18 protein-coding genes are annotated in these 17,257 nt (G+C 69.5%); 3 read left to right on the forward strand and 15 right to left on the reverse strand.

The window, feature by feature from the left end:
- Positions 1 to 61: 61 nt before the first annotated feature.
- Complete coding sequence (gene acs, locus Q0599_RS15190; protein ID WP_298830934.1) at positions 62 to 2,026, reverse strand: acetate--CoA ligase; 1,965 nt, start codon at positions 2,024 to 2,026, stop codon at positions 62 to 64.
- A 142-nt stretch (positions 2,027 to 2,168) separates the two neighbouring features.
- Between acs and Q0599_RS15195 the strand changes: the two genes are divergently transcribed.
- Together Q0599_RS15195 and Q0599_RS15200 are read left to right on the forward strand one after the other, a co-directional pair.
- On the forward strand, positions 2,169 to 2,777 hold the full coding sequence (locus tag Q0599_RS15195; protein ID WP_298830936.1) for a YqhA family protein: 609 nt from the start codon (positions 2,169 to 2,171) through the stop codon (positions 2,775 to 2,777).
- A gap of 19 nt (positions 2,778 to 2,796) precedes the next feature.
- Positions 2,797 to 3,873 carry a calcium/sodium antiporter gene (locus tag Q0599_RS15200; protein ID WP_298830937.1) on the forward strand — a complete coding sequence of 359 codons (1,077 nt, stop codon included), beginning with the start codon at positions 2,797 to 2,799 and terminating at the stop codon, positions 3,871 to 3,873.
- Here the strand turns inward: Q0599_RS15200 and Q0599_RS15205 are convergent.
- The 7 genes from Q0599_RS15205 to Q0599_RS15235 are packed head-to-tail and all read right to left on the reverse strand — an operon-like array spanning position 3,864 to position 10,324.
- Positions 3,864 to 4,403, reverse strand: coding sequence for a DUF2062 domain-containing protein (locus Q0599_RS15205; RefSeq protein ID WP_298830939.1), 540 nt, complete (start codon positions 4,401 to 4,403; stop codon positions 3,864 to 3,866). The two genes, Q0599_RS15200 and Q0599_RS15205, sit on opposite strands and share 10 nt — an antisense overlap.
- Positions 4,404 to 4,405: 2 nt before the next feature.
- Positions 4,406 to 4,741, reverse strand: coding sequence for a Na+/H+ antiporter subunit G (locus tag Q0599_RS15210; protein WP_298830942.1), 336 nt, complete (start codon positions 4,739 to 4,741; stop codon positions 4,406 to 4,408).
- A gap of 13 nt (positions 4,742 to 4,754) precedes the next feature.
- A complete protein-coding gene (locus Q0599_RS15215) occupies positions 4,755 to 5,030 on the reverse strand; it encodes a K+/H+ antiporter subunit F (protein ID WP_298830944.1) in 276 nt (91 codons plus the stop codon).
- Positions 5,027 to 5,536: a Na+/H+ antiporter subunit E gene (locus Q0599_RS15220; protein ID WP_298830947.1), complete on the reverse strand. Its 510-nt coding sequence runs from the start codon at positions 5,534 to 5,536 to the stop codon at positions 5,027 to 5,029. The genes Q0599_RS15215 and Q0599_RS15220 overlap by 4 nt, the downstream gene beginning before the upstream one ends.
- Positions 5,533 to 7,149, reverse strand: coding sequence for a monovalent cation/H+ antiporter subunit D (locus Q0599_RS15225; protein ID WP_298830950.1), 1,617 nt, complete (start codon positions 7,147 to 7,149; stop codon positions 5,533 to 5,535). Before Q0599_RS15225 ends, Q0599_RS15220 begins: the two co-directional genes overlap by 4 nt.
- Positions 7,146 to 7,505, reverse strand: a complete 360-nt coding sequence (locus Q0599_RS15230) for a Na+/H+ antiporter subunit C (RefSeq protein ID WP_367180955.1) — start codon at positions 7,503 to 7,505, stop codon at positions 7,146 to 7,148. The genes Q0599_RS15225 and Q0599_RS15230 overlap by 4 nt, the downstream gene beginning before the upstream one ends.
- Complete coding sequence (locus tag Q0599_RS15235) at positions 7,502 to 10,324, reverse strand: monovalent cation/H+ antiporter subunit A (RefSeq protein ID WP_298830953.1); 2,823 nt, start codon at positions 10,322 to 10,324, stop codon at positions 7,502 to 7,504. Before Q0599_RS15235 ends, Q0599_RS15230 begins: the two co-directional genes overlap by 4 nt.
- 182 nt (positions 10,325 to 10,506) lie before the next feature.
- On the opposite strand from Q0599_RS15235, the gene Q0599_RS15240 reads away from it, so the two are divergent.
- Complete coding sequence (locus tag Q0599_RS15240) at positions 10,507 to 12,033, forward strand: fumarate hydratase (RefSeq protein WP_298830957.1); 1,527 nt, start codon at positions 10,507 to 10,509, stop codon at positions 12,031 to 12,033.
- A gap of 8 nt (positions 12,034 to 12,041) precedes the next feature.
- Here the strand turns inward: Q0599_RS15240 and Q0599_RS15245 are convergent, their stop codons facing one another.
- The 7 genes from Q0599_RS15245 to Q0599_RS15275 form a co-directional block, all read right to left on the reverse strand.
- Positions 12,042 to 13,325: an RNA polymerase sigma factor gene (locus Q0599_RS15245; protein ID WP_298830960.1), complete on the reverse strand. Its 1,284-nt coding sequence runs from the start codon at positions 13,323 to 13,325 to the stop codon at positions 12,042 to 12,044.
- A complete protein-coding gene (locus Q0599_RS15250; RefSeq protein WP_298830963.1) occupies positions 13,325 to 13,735 on the reverse strand; it encodes a VOC family protein in 411 nt (136 codons plus the stop codon). The genes Q0599_RS15245 and Q0599_RS15250 overlap by 1 nt, the downstream gene beginning before the upstream one ends.
- 10 nt (positions 13,736 to 13,745) lie before the next feature.
- Positions 13,746 to 14,168 (reverse strand): YciI family protein, encoded by a 423-nt coding sequence (locus Q0599_RS15255; RefSeq protein ID WP_298830968.1) that lies wholly within the window; start codon positions 14,166 to 14,168, stop codon positions 13,746 to 13,748.
- Between the two features lie 84 nt (positions 14,169 to 14,252).
- Positions 14,253 to 14,615: a YciI family protein gene (locus tag Q0599_RS15260; protein ID WP_298830972.1), complete on the reverse strand. Its 363-nt coding sequence runs from the start codon at positions 14,613 to 14,615 to the stop codon at positions 14,253 to 14,255.
- A 21-nt stretch (positions 14,616 to 14,636) separates the two neighbouring features.
- Entirely contained in the window at positions 14,637 to 15,533 is an 897-nt protein-coding gene (xerD, locus tag Q0599_RS15265; RefSeq protein WP_298830974.1) for a site-specific tyrosine recombinase XerD, read from the reverse strand.
- Between the two features lie 58 nt (positions 15,534 to 15,591).
- Positions 15,592 to 16,560 (reverse strand): tripartite tricarboxylate transporter substrate binding protein BugE, encoded by a 969-nt coding sequence (locus Q0599_RS15270; RefSeq protein ID WP_298830977.1) that lies wholly within the window; start codon positions 16,558 to 16,560, stop codon positions 15,592 to 15,594.
- Between the two features lie 53 nt (positions 16,561 to 16,613).
- A complete protein-coding gene (locus Q0599_RS15275; RefSeq protein ID WP_298830980.1) occupies positions 16,614 to 17,189 on the reverse strand; it encodes a chalcone isomerase family protein in 576 nt (191 codons plus the stop codon).
- Positions 17,190 to 17,257: the final 68 nt, after the last annotated feature.

Below are 17,257 nucleotides of genomic sequence, written 5' to 3' on the forward strand. Positions count from 1 at the left end.
GCCGGCGCAAAGAAGAACGCGGCGCCTGCGGCGCCGCGTTTCGCGTCCAGCCCCCGGCGACTCAGTTGACTTGCGACAGCTGGTCCAGGATGGCCGGGTTCTCCAGCGTCGACGTGTCCTGGGTGATCGTCTCGCCCTTGGCCACCGAGCGCAGCAGGCGGCGCATGATCTTGCCCGAGCGCGTCTTCGGCAGGTTGTCACCAAAGCGGATGTCCTTGGGCTTGGCGATCGGGCCGATCTCCTTGCCGACCCAGTCGCGCAACTCCTTGGCGATGCGCTTGGCTTCCTCGCCGCTCGGGCGCGGGCGCTTCAGGACCACGAAGGCGCAGATCGCCTCGCCGGTGGTGTCGTCGGGGCGACCCACCACGGCAGCCTCGGCCACCAGTTCGGTATGCGCCACCAGCGCCGACTCGATCTCCATCGTGCCCATGCGGTGGCCCGAGACGTTCAGCACGTCGTCGATGCGGCCGGTGATAGTGAAGTAGCCGGTCTTCTCGTCGCGGATCGCGCCGTCGCCCGCGAGGTAGTACTTGCCCTTGAAGTCTTCCGGGTAGTAGCTCTTCTTGAAGCGCTCCGGGTCACCCCAGATGGTGCGGATCATCGACGGCCAGGGCCGCTTCACGACCAGGATGCCGCCCTGGCCCCAGGGCACGTCCTTGCCGGTCTCGTCGACCACGGCCGCCATGATGCCCGGGAAGGGCAGCGTGCACGAGCCCGGCACCAGCGTGGTGGCGCCCGGCAGCGGCGTGATCATGTGGCCGCCGGTCTCGGTCTGCCAGAAGGTATCGACGATCGGGCACCGCCCGCCGCCGACATGCTGGTGATACCACTCCCAGGCGGCCGGATTGATCGGCTCGCCCACCGAGCCGAGGATGCGCAGGCTCTTCAGGTCGAAGCTCTTCGGATGCACCGCATCGTTGGCCTCGGCCGCCTTGATCAGCGAGCGGATCGCGGTGGGCGCGGTGTAGAAGATCGTGACCTTGTGGTCCTGGATCATCTTCCAGAAGCGGCCGGCGTCCGGGTAGGTGGGCACGCCCTCGAAGACGATCTCGGTGCCGCCCAGCGCCAGCGGGCCATAGGCGATGTAGGTGTGGCCGGTCACCCACCCGATGTCGGCGGTGCACCAGAAGACGTCCTCGGGCTTCAGGTCGAAGGTCCACTTCGTCGTCAGCGCCGCGTGCAGCAGATAGCCACCGGTGCTGTGCTGCACGCCCTTGGGCTTGCCGGTCGAGCCCGAGGTGTAGAGCAGGAACAGCGGATGCTCCGCGCCCACCCACTCCGGCTCGCAGGTGGTCGGCTGCTTCGCCACCACGTCGTGCAGCCACTCGTCGCGTCCGTCGGTCCAGGCGATGTTGCCGCCGGTGCGCCTGTAGACGATGACGTTCTTCACCGCGTCGCAGCCGCCCAGAGCGATCGCCTCGTCGACGATGGACTTCAGCGGCAGCTGCTTGCCGCCGCGCAGTTGCTCGTCGGCCGTGATCACGGCCACCGCGCCGGCGTCCTCGATGCGGTCGCGCAGGCTCTGCGCGGAGAAGCCGCCGAACACCACCGAGTGCGTCGCTCCGATGCGCGCGCAGGCCTGCATCGCGGCCACGCCCTCGACGCTCATCGACATGTAGATGACGACGCGATCGCCCTTCTTGATGCCGCGGGCCTTCAGGCCGTTGGCAAGCTGGCAGACCTGCTCGAGCAGCGCCTTGTAGCTGACCTTGGTGACTTTGCCGTCGTCGGCCTCGAAGATGATCGCGGTCTTGTCGCCCAGACCCTTCTCGACGTTGCGGTCCAGGCAGTTGTAGGAGACGTTGAGCGTGCCGTCCTCGAACCACTTGAAGAACGGCGCACCGCTCTCGTCGAGCACCTTGGTGAAGGGCTTCTTCCAGCTGACGAGGTCACGCGCCTGGCGCGCCCAGAAGCCCTCGTAGTCGGTCTCGGCCTCGGCACACAGCTTGTTGTAGGCCTCGATCCCGGACACGTAGGCGCCCTTCACGGCGGACTCGGGCGGCGGGTACAGGTGGCTGGTGCTCATGAGGTCTCCTCGATGGTGGTTGGCGCTTTGCCCCGGACATTAGGCAGGTGCTCTTACGAACGGCTGACGTCCCCAGCAGCCTGCCATCCTACGCAGCCTAGAATCCTGCGCCAACACCGGCGTAACCCCAAGCATTCTCCCCATGGCCGCACCCGACACTCCGCCACCGCTTGCACACCAGCGGCCCCTGCCCCGTCTGATCTTCGCCAGCCGCTGGCTGCAGCTGCCGCTGTACCTGGGGCTGATCCTCGCCCAGGCGGTCTACGTCTTCCACTTCTGGGTCGAGCTCGTCCATCTGATCGAGGCGGCCTTCGGCAATGCCGGCGCGCTGGACAAGCTCGTCTCCAGCATCGGCTACAAGAGCGACGTGGTCCCCACGGCGCTGAACGAGACCATCATCATGCTGGTGGTGCTGGCGCTGATCGACGTGGTGATGATCTCCAACCTGCTGATCATGGTGATCGTCGGCGGCTACGAGACCTTCGTCTCGCGGCTCGACCTCGAAGGCCACCCCGACCAGCCCGAGTGGCTGAGCCACGTGAACGCCTCGGTGCTGAAGGTCAAGCTGGCCACCGCGATCATCGGCATCAGTTCGATCCACCTGCTCAAGACCTTCATCAACGCCGCCAACTACACCGACAAGGTGCTGCTGTGGCAGACGGTCATCCACATCGCCTTCCTGTTCTCGGCGCTGGCCATCGCGCTGGCCGACCGGGTGATGGTGCACTCGGTCAGGACGGCCGACCACTGACGGCGAGGTGCCCCGCGCCATGGCTGACGCCCTACTGTTCATCGCCGGCCTCGCCGGACTGGTGATCGGCGCCTCGCTGCTGGTGCGCGGCGCCTCGAAGCTGGCGCTTTCGTTCGGCATCTCGCCGCTGGTCGTCGGCCTGACCATCGTCGCCTTCGGCACCAGCGCGCCGGAGATGGCGGTGTCGGTCGGCGCGGTGCTCGACGGCCGCGGCGACATCGCCGTCGGCAACGCGGTGGGCAGCAACATCTTCAACGTGTTGTTCATCCTCGGCGCCAGCGCGCTGATCACGCCGCTGGTGGTGAACCTGCAGCTGATCCGCCAGGAGGTTCCGATCATGATCGGCGCCGCGCTGCTGCTGCTCCTGCTCGCGCTGGACGGGCGCCTCGGCCGTTGGGACGCGGCGCTGCTGTTGGCGCTCATGCTCGCCTACACCGTGTTCCTCGTCGTGCAGTCGCGCCGAGCCACGGCGGCGGCGGGCGAGTTCGACGACGAACTGAAACCGGCCCCGGCCGGCGCCTGGGACGCGAGGCTGCCGGCGCAGTTGCTGCTCATCGCCGCCGGCCTCGGCAGCCTTGTCGTCGGCTCGGAGGCACTCGTCGGCGCGGCGGTGAATTTCGCCAAGGCGCTGGGCGTGAGCGACGTGGTCATCGGCCTGACCATCGTCGCCGCCGGCACCTCGATGCCCGAGGTGGCAACCTCGATCGCCGCCGCAATGAAGGGCGAACGCGACATCGCGGTGGGCAACGTGGTCGGCAGCAACAGCTTCAACATCCTCGGCTGCCTGGGCCTGTCGGGCCTCGCGGCAGGCACCACGGGTCTGCCGGTGGCGCCCTCGCTGCTGTCCTTCGACCTGTGGGTGATGCTGGCGGTGTGCCTGGCCTGCCTGCCGGTGTTCGTCAGCGGGCGCGAGATCGCGCGCTGGGAGGGCGCGCTGTTCCTGGGCTACTACGCGGCGTACGCCGCCTATCTGATCCTCGCCGCGCAGCAGCACGACGCGCTGCCCCTGTTCAGCGGCGTGATGCTCGGCTTCGTCGTGCCGCTGACGGTGGTGACACTGGTCGTGACGCTGCTGCGCCCGGCGCGTCAGGCGTAGCCGCGCCGGCGCCGGCGCCGGGCCACCACCACCCTCAGCCGCCACAGCAGCGTGACGATCAGGTAGCCGAGCAGGCCGAACCCGGTGGCGAAGATCGCCAGGCCGAGCAGCAGCGGCTTGCCCGCCGCCCGCACGCGCTGCCAGACCCGCGACCACCAGCTGCCGCTCGCGTCGTCCTCTTGCACGACGGGTGGCGGGCCGCGGCCATCGTCGCCGAGGATCGCGATGCCGGTGCGCCAGGCGGCGTAGTAGACCGGCCCGAAGGTGACGGGGTTGGTGACCAGCGTACTGGCTACCGCCATCGGCACGTTGGCGCGCAGCAGCACCGCGGCGGCGCCGGCCAGCGGGATCTGCGCGATCGGGATGAGCAGGCCGAAGAACAGGCCGAGTGCCAGGCCCAGCGCCACGCCGCGGCGGTTCAGGTGCCACAGCCGTGGGTGGTGCAGCGCCGGGCCGATCCAGCGCAGCCAGCGGTTGCCCTTCAGCGCCTCGGCGCTCGGCAGCCAGGTGCGCCAGGCACTGGACTTCATGCTCAGTCTCTCCCTGCCGGCGGCTCGCCCGCACGCGAGGGCACGCGCAGGTGCATGGCCGCCTTGGCCATCAGGTTGGCCGACACCGGCGCGGTGACGAACAGGAACAGCGTGATCAGCAGTTCGTGCACGCCGAACTCGCCGCGCCACCAGCCCAGCACCAAGCTGGCCAGCAGCACGCCGCCCACACCCAGCGTGGTCGCCTTGGTTGGGGCGTGCAGGCGCATGTAGAAGTCGGGGAAGCGCACCATGCCGATCGCCCCGACCAGCGTGAACACGCCGCCGATCACCAGCAGCGCCGCCACGATCACTTCAACCCACATCGGAACTTGGTCCATCGTCGGCTTCCCGTCACTCGATCACGTCGCCGCGGCTGAGGTAGCGCGCCAGGGCGACGGTGGACACGAAGCCGAGCATCGCGACGATCAGCGCAGCCTCGAACAGAAGATCGGTGCGCCAGCGCAGGCCCAGCAGGATGACCAGCGCGACGGTGTTGATGTAGAGAGTATCCAGCGCGAGCAGCCGGTCGGTGGTCTCCGGGCCGCGCAGCAGCCGCCACGCGCACAGCACCATGGCCACCGACGCTGCGGCGAGCGCGAAGTTCAATGCGGCGTCGATCAGGTTCATCCGAAGATCTCCAGCAGGGGCGCCTCGTAGCGCTGCTTGATCTGGGCCGCCAATCCGGCCGGGTCGGCGCAGTCCAGCGCATGCACGAGGATCTCGCCACTTTCCTCGTCGACCACGCAGGACACCGTGCCCGGCGTGGTGGTGATGATGGTGGCCAGCAGGGTGATCGCCGTGGAGTTCGTCAGTGCCAGCGGCACCGGCACCCAGGCCGGCTGCGGCCGCGAGGCCGGATTCAGCACGATGCGCGCCACCGTGAGGTTGGACACCACGATGTCCCACAGCACCACGCCGGCGAAGCGCAGCGCGGTGGCCGGCGCGCGCAGCCGCACGCCGGGGCCGAGGAAGCCGTGCAGCAGCCGCGGCAGCACGAGGCCCAGCACCATCGCGGTGATCAGCTGCGGCACGGCCAGGCTCTGCTGCATCAGCAGCCAGGCGCCGGCCAGCAGCACCGACAGCACCGGGTGCGTGAGCCAGCCGGCCGAGGCCTTCGGCGAAGCGTTGTTCATTTCGAACCCTCCGGCGTGATGCGATAGGGCCGCGTGGTGTCGCTGTCCAGGCCGCGCTCGCCGAGCACCGCCTCGGCATAGGCGCGGCGATCGAGCAGCTGTGCCGCGGCGGCGTCGGTGTAGCGTTTGAGCGGCTCGGCGAAGCCGCTCATCGCCACGCCGAAGGCCAGCAGCGCGAGCGTCGCGACGATCAGCCGCGGGCTCGCCCCCGAAGCGGCGGAGGGCATGTCGCGGCGCACGTTCCAGAACAGGATGCTGCCGGCGCGCGCCAGCCCGACCAGCGTCAGGAAGCCCACCGTCAGCACCACCGCCCACACTGCCACCGCGCCGCCATGGGGCAGCGCGGCCTCGAGGATCATCAGCTTGCCGATGAATCCGGGCAGCGGCGGCAGGCCGGCCACCGACGCCGCCGCCAGCAGGAGCATCAGGCCGAGCAGCGTCGGCTGCGCCACGGCCGTGGCCGGCTCGAGCCGCCCGCCCACCTCGCCACGCTGCGCCGACACCAGTTCGGCGAGCAGGAACAGCCCGGCGATGACCAGCGTGCTGTTGGCCATGTAGTACAGCGCCGCCGACCAGGCCGCGGCGCTGAACAGGCCCAGTGCCGCCAGCACCGTGCCCACGGAGGCCACCGTCAGCCAGGCGATCAGGCGCGGCAGCGTGTGCGCGGCGAGCGCGCCCAGCACGCCCACCGCCGAGGTGAGCAGCGCCAGCGGCAGCAGCAGCGGCTGCACGGTGAAGGCCGAGGCGCCGGCGTCGGCGCCGAACACCACGCCGTGCACGCGCACGATGGCGTAGACGCCGACCTTGGTCATGATCGCGAACAGCGCCGCCACCGGCGCACTGGCCGCCGCGTAGGTGGCCGGCAGCCACATCGCCAGCGGCATCAGCGCCGCCTTGAAGCCGAACACCACCAGCAGCAGCAGCGCCGCCGCCTGCAGCACCATGGCCTCGGGGCCGGTCACGCGCGGCACGCGCAGCGCGAGGTCGGCGAAGTTGAGCGTGCCGGTCAGCGCATACAGCAGCGCCACGCCGATCAGGAACAGTGCCGACGCCGCCAAGTTGAGCACCACGTAGTGCACGCCGACGCGGTAGCGCTCGCGGCCCTGGCCGTGCAGCATCAGCACGTAGCTGGCGATCAGCAGCACCTCGAAGAAGACGAACAGGTTGAACAGGTCGCCGGTGACGAAGGCGCCGTTCAGCCCCATCAGCTGGAACTGGAACAGGGCATGGAAGTGCCGGCCATGCGCATCCCAGCCGCCGCTGGCGTAGACCAGCACCGGCAGCGCCACGCAGGCGGTGAGCAGCAGCATCAGCGCCGACAGGCGGTCGACCACCAGCACGATGCCGAACGGCGCCGGCCACTCGCCGACGCGGTAGACGCGCAGCGCCCCCGGCCCGGCATGGGCCTCGATCGCCAGGCGCGCGGCGAGCAGCAGGCCCAGCGTCACCGAGGCCATCGCGAGGCGCCTTGCCCACTTGCGCCGGTGGTGGCCGTGGCTGCCGGAGGTGTCGCCGGCGGCATCGCCGAGCAACAACAGCAGCATCGCCGTGGCCGCCGGCAGCAGCACCGGCAGGATGGCGAGATGGGTGTCGACGAAGCCGGCGAGGTTCATCGCCCGCCCTCCTTCGCATCGTCGCCGTCGCGCCGCCCGTCGACATGGTCGGTGCCCGACTCGTGGCGGCTGCGCAGCGCCAGCTCGATGACGAAGCCGGTGGTGGCGAAGCCGATCACGATGGCGGTCAGCACCAGGGCCTGCGGCAGCGGGTCGGCCACGTCGGGGCCGCCGGCGAGGATGGGCGCGGCGTTGCGCCACAGCCGGCCCATCGCGAAGATGAAGACGTTGACCGCGTAGCCGAGCAGCGTCAGGCCCAGCACGACGGGGAAACTGCGGCCGCGCAGCAGCAGGTAGATGCCGCAGGCGGTCACCCAGCCGACGCCGGTGGCGACGAGGAACTCCATGCTGATCATGCGTGCCGCTCCTTGCTGGCAGCGCCCAGCGCCGAGAGCATCAGCATCGTCGCGCCGACCACGGTGACGTACACGCCCAGATCGAACAGCGCCGCCGTGGCCAGCGGCAGTTCGCCCAGCACCGGCACCACCGGGTGGCCGAAGGCGCTGGTCAGGAAGGGCCGGTCGAGGGCGAAGGCACCGATGCCGGTGAGGCCGGCGATCGCCAGGCCCGTGCCGACCCAGCGCGTGTAGCGCCGGCCGCCACCGGCGTACAGCAGCGCTTCGGCGCGATCCTGGCCGCGCGCCATGTACTGCAGCACCAGCGCCACCGCGGTGACCAGGCCGGCGATGAAGCCGCCGCCCGGCAGGTTGTGGCCGCGCCAGAAGATGTAGACGCTGGTCACCAGCGCCAGCGGCAGCACCAGCCGCGCCGCGACGCGCAGCATCAGCGGCTCGCGCTCGAAGCTCCAGGCGCGTCCCTGCGGATCCGCCTCGGGCCGGCGCACGCGGAAGCCGTCGAGCAGCGCCAGCACGCCGACCGCGGCGATGCCTAGCACGGTGATCTCGCCGAAGGTGTCGTAGCCGCGGAAGTCGACCAGGATCACGTTCACCGCGTTGGTGCCGCCACCCTTGACCAGCGAGTTCTCCAGGAAGTACCAGGCGATCGAGTCGTGGTCGCGCGTCAGCATCAGCCAGGTCAGCCAGGCGATGCCACCGCCGCCGGCCAGCGCCAGCAGCGCGTCGCGCGCCCTGCGCGCGCCGCTCGATTCGCGCGGCGAGGTCTGCGGCAGCAGCGCCAGGCCCATCAGCAGCAGCACCGTCGACACCACCTCCACCGACAGCTGGGTGAGCGCGAGGTCGGGGGCCGACAGCGCGAGGAAGGTCAACGAGGTCACCAGCCCGACCACGCCGACCAGCACCACGGCGCGAAAGCGCTGGTGGTGGGTCAGCACCAGCGCGGCGCCCGCAGCGATCAGCAGCGCCCAGGCCACCATCGCCAGCGGCGAGGCGGGCAGCAGCGCGCGCGTGCCGGTGCCCGGTGCATCGCCCGACCCGCTCAGCCACGGCCAGGCGGCGAGCAGCACGGCGAACCCGACCATCCACGCCGCGTAGCGCTGCAGCGAGCCGTTCTCCAGCCGCTGCGTGAAGCGGCCGGCGAGCGCGAACAGGCCGTCGATCGTGTGGGTGAAGATCAGGCGCCCGGTCCAGCCCTTCGGATGGTGCAGGTGCAGGTTGAACTGACGCTGCAGCGCGAAGTACATGGCCACGCCGCCGACCAGCGCCACCGCGCTCATCGCCAGCGGCAGGTTGAAGCCGTGCCAGATGGCGAGGTGGTATTCGGGCGGTGCGTGGCCCAGCACCGCGGTGGCGGCCACGTGCACCAACGGGCCGAAGGTCAGCGCCGGAGCCACACCGACGACGATGCAGATCACCACCAGCAGCGCCACCGGCGCCTTCATCATCAGCGGCGGCTCGTGCGGATGGGGGTTGGGCAGGTCCTTCGGCGCGCCGTTGAAGAACACGTCGTGGATGAAGCGCAGCGAGTAGGCCACCGAGCAGATGCCGCCGAAGGTGGCCGCCAGGGGCACCAGGACGTCCCAGAGGGCGCCATGCTCGACGCCCACCGCCTCGGCAAAGAACATCTCCTTGGAGAGGAAGCCGTTGGCCAGAGGGATGCCGGCCATCGACGCGGCGGCGATCATCGCCAGCGTCGCGGTCCAGGGCATCAGGCTGAGCAAGCCACCGAGCTTGCGCATGTCGCGCGTGCCGGTCTCGTGGTCGATGATGCCCGCGGTCATGAACAGCGACGCCTTGAACGTGGCGTGGTTGAGGATGTGGAACACCGCCGCCACCGCCGACAGCGGCGAGGCCAGGCCGATCAGGAAGGTGATCAGGCCGAGGTGGCTGATCGTCGAGTAGGCGAGCAGGCCCTTGAGGTCGTGCTTGAACACCGCCACGTAGGCGGCGAAGACCATGGTGGCCAGGCCCACGGTGGCGACGATGCCCTCAAACAGCCCGGTGCCGCCGAGCACGGGGTACAGGCGCGCGAGCAGGAAGATGCCGGCCTTCACCATGGTCGCCGAGTGCAGGTAGGCCGACACCGGCGTCGGCGCGGCCATCGCCTCGGGCAGCCAGAAGTGGAACGGCAGCTGCGCACTCTTGGTGAAGCAGCCGATCAGCACCAGCACGGTCGCCAGCGGGAACAGCGCGTGAGCGCGGATCTGCGCGCTGCGCTCGAACATCGTCGAGAGTTCGTAGCTGCCGGCGATGTGGCCGAGCAGCACGATGCCGGCCAGCAGCACCAGACCGCCGCCGCCGGTGACGGCCAGCGCCATGCGCGCGCCGGCGCGCGCCTCGGCCTTGTGGCCCCAGTAGCCGACGAGCAGGAAGGAAGAGACGCTGGTCAGTTCCCAGAACACCACCAGCAGCAGCAGGTTGTCGGACAGCACGATGCCCAGCATCGCCGCCATGAACAGCATCAGCAGCGTGTAGAACCTGCCCGCCGGGTCGTCGGCCTTCAGGTACCAGGCGGCGTAGAGGATGATCAGCGTCCCGATGCCGGTGATCAGTCCCGCGAACATCAGCGCCAGGCCGTCGAGGCGGAAGCGGGCATTCAGCCCGATCGACGGAATCCAGTCGCCTCCGGCGAGCAGCACCTCGCCGTCGAACACCGCAGGCGCCATGGCGAGCAGCAGCGCAAGTGCCAGGCCCGTCACCGCCGCGGCCAGCCAAGCCGTGAGTGCCCGGCGCGCCCGGGACTCCACGCGGCCGCTCCAGAAGCACAGCGTGGTGCCCAGCAGCAGCGGCAGCAGGACGATGAGGGGCAGCGGACTCATGGGAGGCGCGTTCGGGTCCAGGTCAAGAGGCCGAGCGATTCTAGGGATGGCATGGCGGTGCGGCGTCCATAAAGCCCTCACCGCGCCGGATTAACGTCGCCGCGCTTGCGCCCGCCCCTGCGATCAGGCAGGCGTCAGCCCGCTGGCTACACTTTCGCCATCGCGCTCGCACTGGAATCGCCATGACAACCTCCATTCGATACGCCGACCTCGTCGACAGCGTCGCCGCCGCGCTGCAGTACATCAGCTACTACCACCCGGCCGACTACATCGAGCACCTGGCACGCGCCTACCAGTCGGAGCAGAGCCCGGCGGCAAAGGACGCGATCGCGCAGATCCTCACCAACTCGAAGATGTGCGCCGAAGGTCACCGCCCGATCTGCCAGGACACCGGCATCGTCAACGTGTTCCTGAAGATCGGCATGGACGTTCGCTTCGAGGGCTTCCCCGGCAGCCTCGAGGAGGCCGTCAACGAAGGCGTGCGCCGCGGCTACCTGGACCCCGACAACATGCTGCGCGCCTCGGTGCTCGCCGACCCGCTGTTCGAGCGCAGGAACACCAAGGACAACACGCCGGCGGTGATCCACATGACGTTGGTGCCGGGCGGCACCCTCGACCTCACCGTCGCGGCCAAGGGCGGCGGCAGCGAGAACAAGAGCAAGTTCATCATGATGAACCCCAGCGACAACCTGGTCGACTGGGTGCTCAAGACCGTGCCGACCATGGGCGCCGGCTGGTGCCCGCCGGGCATGCTCGGCATCGGCGTCGGCGGCACGGCCGAGAAGGCCATGCTGCTGGCCAAGGAGGTGCTGATGGAGCCGATCGACATGTTCGATCTCCTCAAGCGCGGCCCGAGCAACAAGCTGGAAGAGCTTCGCATCGAGCTGTACGAGAAGGTCAATGCGCTGGGCATCGGCGCGCAGGGCCTGGGCGGCCTCACCACGGTGCTCGACGTGAAGATCGCCACCTTCCCGACGCACGCGGCGAGCAAGCCGGTGGCGATGATCCCCAACTGCGCGGCGACGCGCCACGCCCATGTGGTGCTCGACGGCTCGGGCCCGGCGTACATGGACCCGCCCAGCCTGGACCTGTGGCCCGACGTGCACTGGCAGCCCGACTACAACAGGTCGAAGAAGGTCAACCTCGACACCCTCACGAAGGAGGAGGTGGCGAGTTGGAAGCCGGGCGACACCTTGCTGCTGTCCGGCAAGATGCTCACCGGCCGAGACGCGGCGCACAAGCGCATCCAGGACATGCTCGCCAAGGGCGAGACGCTGCCGGTGGACTTCACCAACCGCGTCATCTACTACGTCGGCCCGGTCGACCCGGTGCGCGACGAGGTGGTCGGCCCGGCCGGCCCGACCACGGCCACGCGCATGGACAAGTTCACCGAGATGATGCTGGCGCAGACCGGGCTGATCGCGATGATCGGCAAGGCCGAGCGAGGCCCGGTGGCGATCGCGGCGATCAAGAAGCACCGCAGCGCCTACCTGATGGCGGTGGGCGGCGCGGCCTACCTGGTGTCCAAGGCGATCAAGAAGTCGAAGGTGGTGGGCTTCGCCGACCTCGGCATGGAAGCGATCTACGAGTTCGAGATCCAGGACATGCCGGTCACCGTGGCGGTCGACGCGCAGGGCACCAGCGTGCACGACACCGGCCCGAAGGAGTGGCAGGCGAAGATCGGCAAGATCCCGGTCGTCGTCGCCTGAGCGCCTCATCAGTCCGGCAGCGAGCGGGCCCGCTCGCGCAGCAGTTCGCGCTCGCGCAGGTTGCGCGCCAGGCCCGCGGCACGCTCGAACTCGACCTTCGCTTCCCCCGTGCGGCCCAGTCGGGCGAGCAGGTCGGCGCGCACGCTGGGCAGCCACTGGTACTGCTTGAGCGCCGGCTCGTTGGCGAGCGCGTCGACGAGTTCCAGCGCCGCGGCCGGGCCGAAGGCCATGCCCACGGCCACCGCGCGGTTGAGCTCCACCACCGGCGAGGGCGAGACCTGCGCCAATGCATCGTAGAGCGCGACGATGCGCGACCAGTCGGTGGCGTCCGGCGTGCCCGCACGCGCATGGCAGGCGGCGATGCCGGCCTGCAGCGCGTAGGACCCGAGTGCCTCGCCGCTTGCCGCACACAGCGACTCCGCCCTGGCCAGCGCCGCCAACCCGCGGCGGATGAGCAGCCGGTCCCAGCGGCCGCGGTTCTGTGCCAGCAGCAGCACCGGCCGGCCCTCGGCATCGATGCGGGCGGGCAGCCGCGAGGCCTGAAGCTCCATCAACGCGACCAGGCCATGCACCTCCGCCGCATCGCCCGCCAGCTCGGCCAGCACACGCCCCAGGCGCAGCGCGTCCTGCACCAGCGCGGGCCGCATCCAATCGTCACCGGCCGTGGCGGTGTAGCCCTCGTTGAAGATCAGGTAGATCACCTCCAGCACCGAGGCGAGCCGCTCGTGCAGCGCGGAGCCTTGCGGCACCTCGAAGGGCACACGCGCTTCGGCCAGCGTGCGCTTGGCGCGCACGATGCGCTGCGCGACGGTCGCTTCTGCGACGAGGAAGGCGCGTGCGATCTCGGCAGTGGTCAGCCCGCCCAACAGCCTCAGAGTCAGCGCGAGCCGTGCCTCGGTGGACAGCACCGGGTGGCAGGCGGTGAAGATCAGGCGCAGCAGGTCGTCCCCGATGCGGTCGGCGCGCCTGTCGTCGAGGCCGTCGACGAAGTCGGGCACCACCAGCGCCTGCTGCGCCTCCAGGTCGAGGCCGATCTCCTCCAGCTTGCGCGCCAGGTTCTGGTCACGCCGCAGGCGGTCGAGCGCGCGGTGCTTGGCGGTGGTCATCAGCCAGGCTCCCGGGTTGTCGGGCACGCCCTCGCGCGGCCAGTGCTCCAGCGCGGCGATCAGCGCGTCCTGGGCCAGTTCCTCGGCGAGACCGACATCGCGCACCAGGCGCGCCACACCAGCGACGATGCGCGCCGACTCGATGCGCCAGACCGCTTCGATGGCGCGATGCGTGGCTTCGGCCATCAGGCTTTCGGCGATTCGGCGCTGGGGTCCATCCAGAACACCTCCCACTGGTGCCCGTCGGGATCCTCGAAGCCGTGCTGGACCATGAAGCCGTAGTCCTTGCGCTCGACGGGCACACGGCCGCCGGCGGCGACGGCCTTGGCCACCATCGCGTCCACCTCGGCGGCGTTCGCGCACGACAGGGCCACCAGCACCTCGGTGCTGTTGCGCGCGTCGGCCACCGGCTTCTTCGTGAAGCCCTGGAAGAAGGGCTCGGCGAGCAGCATGGCGAAGCTGTCGTCGGCGATCACCATGCACAGCGCCTTGTCGTCGCTGAACTGGGGGTTGAAGGAGAAGCCCAGCGCGGTGAAGAAGGCGCGCGTGCGCGCCACGTCCCGGACCGGCAGGTTGACGAAGATCTGGCGTCCCATGTCGCCTCCTTCAGCGCTCGCTCGTGCCCAGGCCGATCTCGCGCATGCGGTCGAGCGCAGGGTCGGAGCCGAAGTCCTCCAGCTCGTAGAGCCGGCGCACCTCGATTTCGCAATCCACGCCCTCCGGGAAGGGGCGCGGGAAGCGGCGCGACCACTCCATCGCCTCCTCGGGCGAGCGCACCTGGATCACGGTGTAGCCGGCGATCAGTTCCTTGGTCTCGGCAAACGGGCCGTCGACCACCACCGGCTTGCCGCTGCCCCATCGTATGCGCCAGCCCTTGGCACTGGGCTGCAGGCCTGAGCCGTCGAGCAGCACGCCGGCCTTGGCGAGTTGCTCGTGGTAATCGGCCATGTCGGCCATCAGCTTCGGGTCGTCGGGAATGATGCCGGCCTCCGACATGGGCGTGGCCCGGACGATGATCATGTAGCGCATGAACGGCTCCTGCTGCGTGGCGGCGGAGCCCCTGCCCCGCTCATCCCCACAACGAACGGCGGCGCGCGGTTTCGACAGCGCCGCTCAGACCGAATCGTCGAAGCATGGCGCCAGCGCGCGCACCTCGACCGGGCACCACTGCGCCGCCGGACATTCCGCAGCCACCGCCAGCGCGGCCTCGCGGCTGGGGACGTCGATCATGAAGAAGCCGCCGATCATCTCCTTCGCCTCGGCGAAGGGGCCATCGACCACGCTCACCTTCCCGCCGCCACGCTGCACGCGCGCAGCCTCGGCATGCGAGGCGAGCGACTCCACCGCGACGAGCTGGCCGCGCTCGCGCAGTCTCTCGCCGAAGGCATGCATGGCGGCGTACGCAGCCTCGCCCTCGGCGCGCGTTCGCGTGGCGCGCTGGCCGGGCGGCTCGACGATCAGCAGCATGTAGCGCATGGCGTCGAAGATTAGCGCAAATCAAGCCCGCGGGTGGTGCTGGGCGTGCAAGGATTTGAGCCGTTCGCGCGCCACATGCGTGTAGATCGTCGTCGTAGAGATGTCGGCATGGCCGAGCAGCATCTGCACCGCGCGCAAGTCGGCGCCGTGGTTGAGCAGATGCGTCGCGAAGGCGTGGCGCAGCGTGTGCGGCGACAGCGGCACACGCACCCCGCCGCGCAGCGCATGGGCCTTCACCAGTTTCCAGAACATCTGGCGTGTCATCGGCCCGCCGCGACCGGTGACGAACAGCGCGTCGCTCGCCTGACCCTGCAGGATCTCGCCGCGCGCCTCGGCGAGATAGCGCTCCAGCCAAGCGCGTGCCTCCTCGCCGAAGGGCACGAGGCGCTCCTTCGAGCCCTTGCCGGTGACACGCAGCGCGCCTTCGGTGAGCGACAGGTGCACGGTCTTCAGCGTCACCAACTCGCTGACACGCAGACCGCTGGCATACATCAGCTCGAGCATGGTGCGGTCACGCAGGCCCAGCGGCGTGCCCACGTCGGGTGCGGCCAGCAGCGCCTCGACCTGCGCCTCGCTGAGCGTTCTGGGCACGCGCAGCGGCGCCTTGGCGGCGCCCATCTTCAGCGTCGGGTCGGCCACGACGAGGTGCTCCCGCAAGGCCCAGCGGAAGAAGCGCCTGAAGACACTGAGGCGACGGTTCGCCGAACTGGCCTTGCTGCCCGCATGGCGGGCCACCGCGTAAGCGAGCAGGTCGGACTCGGTGGCCGATTCGATCGGGCGGTCCGTCCCGGCGGCGAGCCACGCCGCGAACAGCGTCAGGTCGCGCCGGTACGCGGCCAGCGTGAGGTCGGCCAGTCCCTCCTCGATCCACAGCGCATCGATGAAGCGGTCGACCAGTTCGCAGCGAGGGTTCGTCATGAAAGGAAAAGCCACCCGGAGGTGGCTTCGCGTGTCGGCATGCCGGGCGGCCTGCAGCTTACAGCGACAGCTTCTGCTGCACGACGACCTTCTTGTAGACCTCCAGTTCGGCCTTGATCTGATCGGTGAACTCGGCCGGCGTGTTGCCGACGATCAGCGAGCCGGTGGCCTCGATGCGCTGCCGCACACCGGGGTCCTGCAGCGCCGTCTTCGCCGCGGCATGCAACTTGTCGATGATGTCCTTGGGCGTGCCTTTGGGCGCCAGCAGTCCGTAGTAGGCCATGCGGTTGACCGGCTCGAGGCCCACTTCCTTGAAGGTCGGCACGTCGGGCAGCGCCGCCAGGCGCTGCGGTGCGGCGACGACGATCGGCACCAGGCGACCGTCCTTCACGAACGGCAGGGCCGAGGGCAGGTTGTCGAAGATGATCGGCACCTGGCCGGCCACCGTGTCGTTGAGCGCCGGACCCGCGCCGCGGTAGGGGATGTGCGTGATGAAGGTGCCCGACAGGCTCTTGAACAGCTCGGTCTGCAGATGGCCGATGCCGCCCGTGCCAGAACTGGCGTAGCTGTACTTGCCCGGGCTGCTCTTCAGCACTTGCAGGAAGGCCTTGTAGTCCTTGGCCGCAAAGGACGGATGCACGGCGATCAGGTTGGGCGTCGCGGCGATGTTCATGATCGGCACGAAGTCCGCGACCGGGTCGTAAGGGATCTTCGGGTTGATGGCCGGGTTCGCCGCCGTCGTCGACACCGTCGCCATGCTCAACGTGTAGCCGTCCGGCGCCGACTTGACCACCTCCATCGCGCCGATCACGCCGCCGGCACCGGCCTTGTTCTCGACCACCACCGTCTGGCCGAGTGCCGCCCCCATCTTCTCGGCGATGATGCGTGCCACGATGTCGGTCGTGCCACCTGGCGCGAAAGGCACCACCAGACGCACCGGCTTGCTGGGGAAGGCCTGGGCCATCACGAGGGGCGACGCCGACGCAAGCGACAGGGCGGCCGCGGCGATCAGGGTTCGTCGATGCATGGGTGGTTTCTCCTTGGTGGGTTGAGAGGAAAAGTGTAGAGGCAGCGAGGCGCTCAGGCCTTGCCGAGCAGCCCCGCCTTGAGCCGCGAATCGACCGGATCGCTGCCGATGAAGATCTTCAGGATCGCCGCAAAGAACGCCTCGCCGTCGAAGGGATCTCCCTTTTGCTGGCCGTTCACGCTGAGCACCAGGCCGCGCGCGGGCAGGTAGTCGAGGTCGACGACGTCGCCCTTCTTCAGCGTGACCAGCGCCGCCACCGTGCGGTCGAAGCGGTCGATGCGATCACGCAAGGCGGCGCGCTCCGCCTCGCCGAGGTTGCGCCGCATGCCCTTGTCGAAGGCCTTGACGAACTCCTTGGACTCGACCTCAACCATCATCCTCATGCGCACGCGCTTGGGGCCCTTCTGCGCCAGCACGGCATCCGGCGAGCTCGACTTCTCGCCGACATAGAGGCCGGCGGCATAACCCTTGAACCAGGCCACCGCGCGCAGTCCGACGCCGTTGAGCACCAGCTCGGTGTCGGCAAGGCGGATGCGGTCTTCGAAATGCTGGCCCTCGATCACGGCGGCACGGGCGCCCAGCGAGACAGCGAGCAGCAGGGACAGGCAGAGGCTTCGGACGTATCGCATCGGCGCTTGGTGCATGGACGGTTCCGGAGGTTCCCGGGCCGCGCCTGCAACGGCGATGCTGCACGAGC

The organism is uncultured Piscinibacter sp. (assembly GCF_937952055.1).
Lineage (GTDB): Bacteria > Pseudomonadota > Gammaproteobacteria > Burkholderiales > Burkholderiaceae_C > Piscinibacter.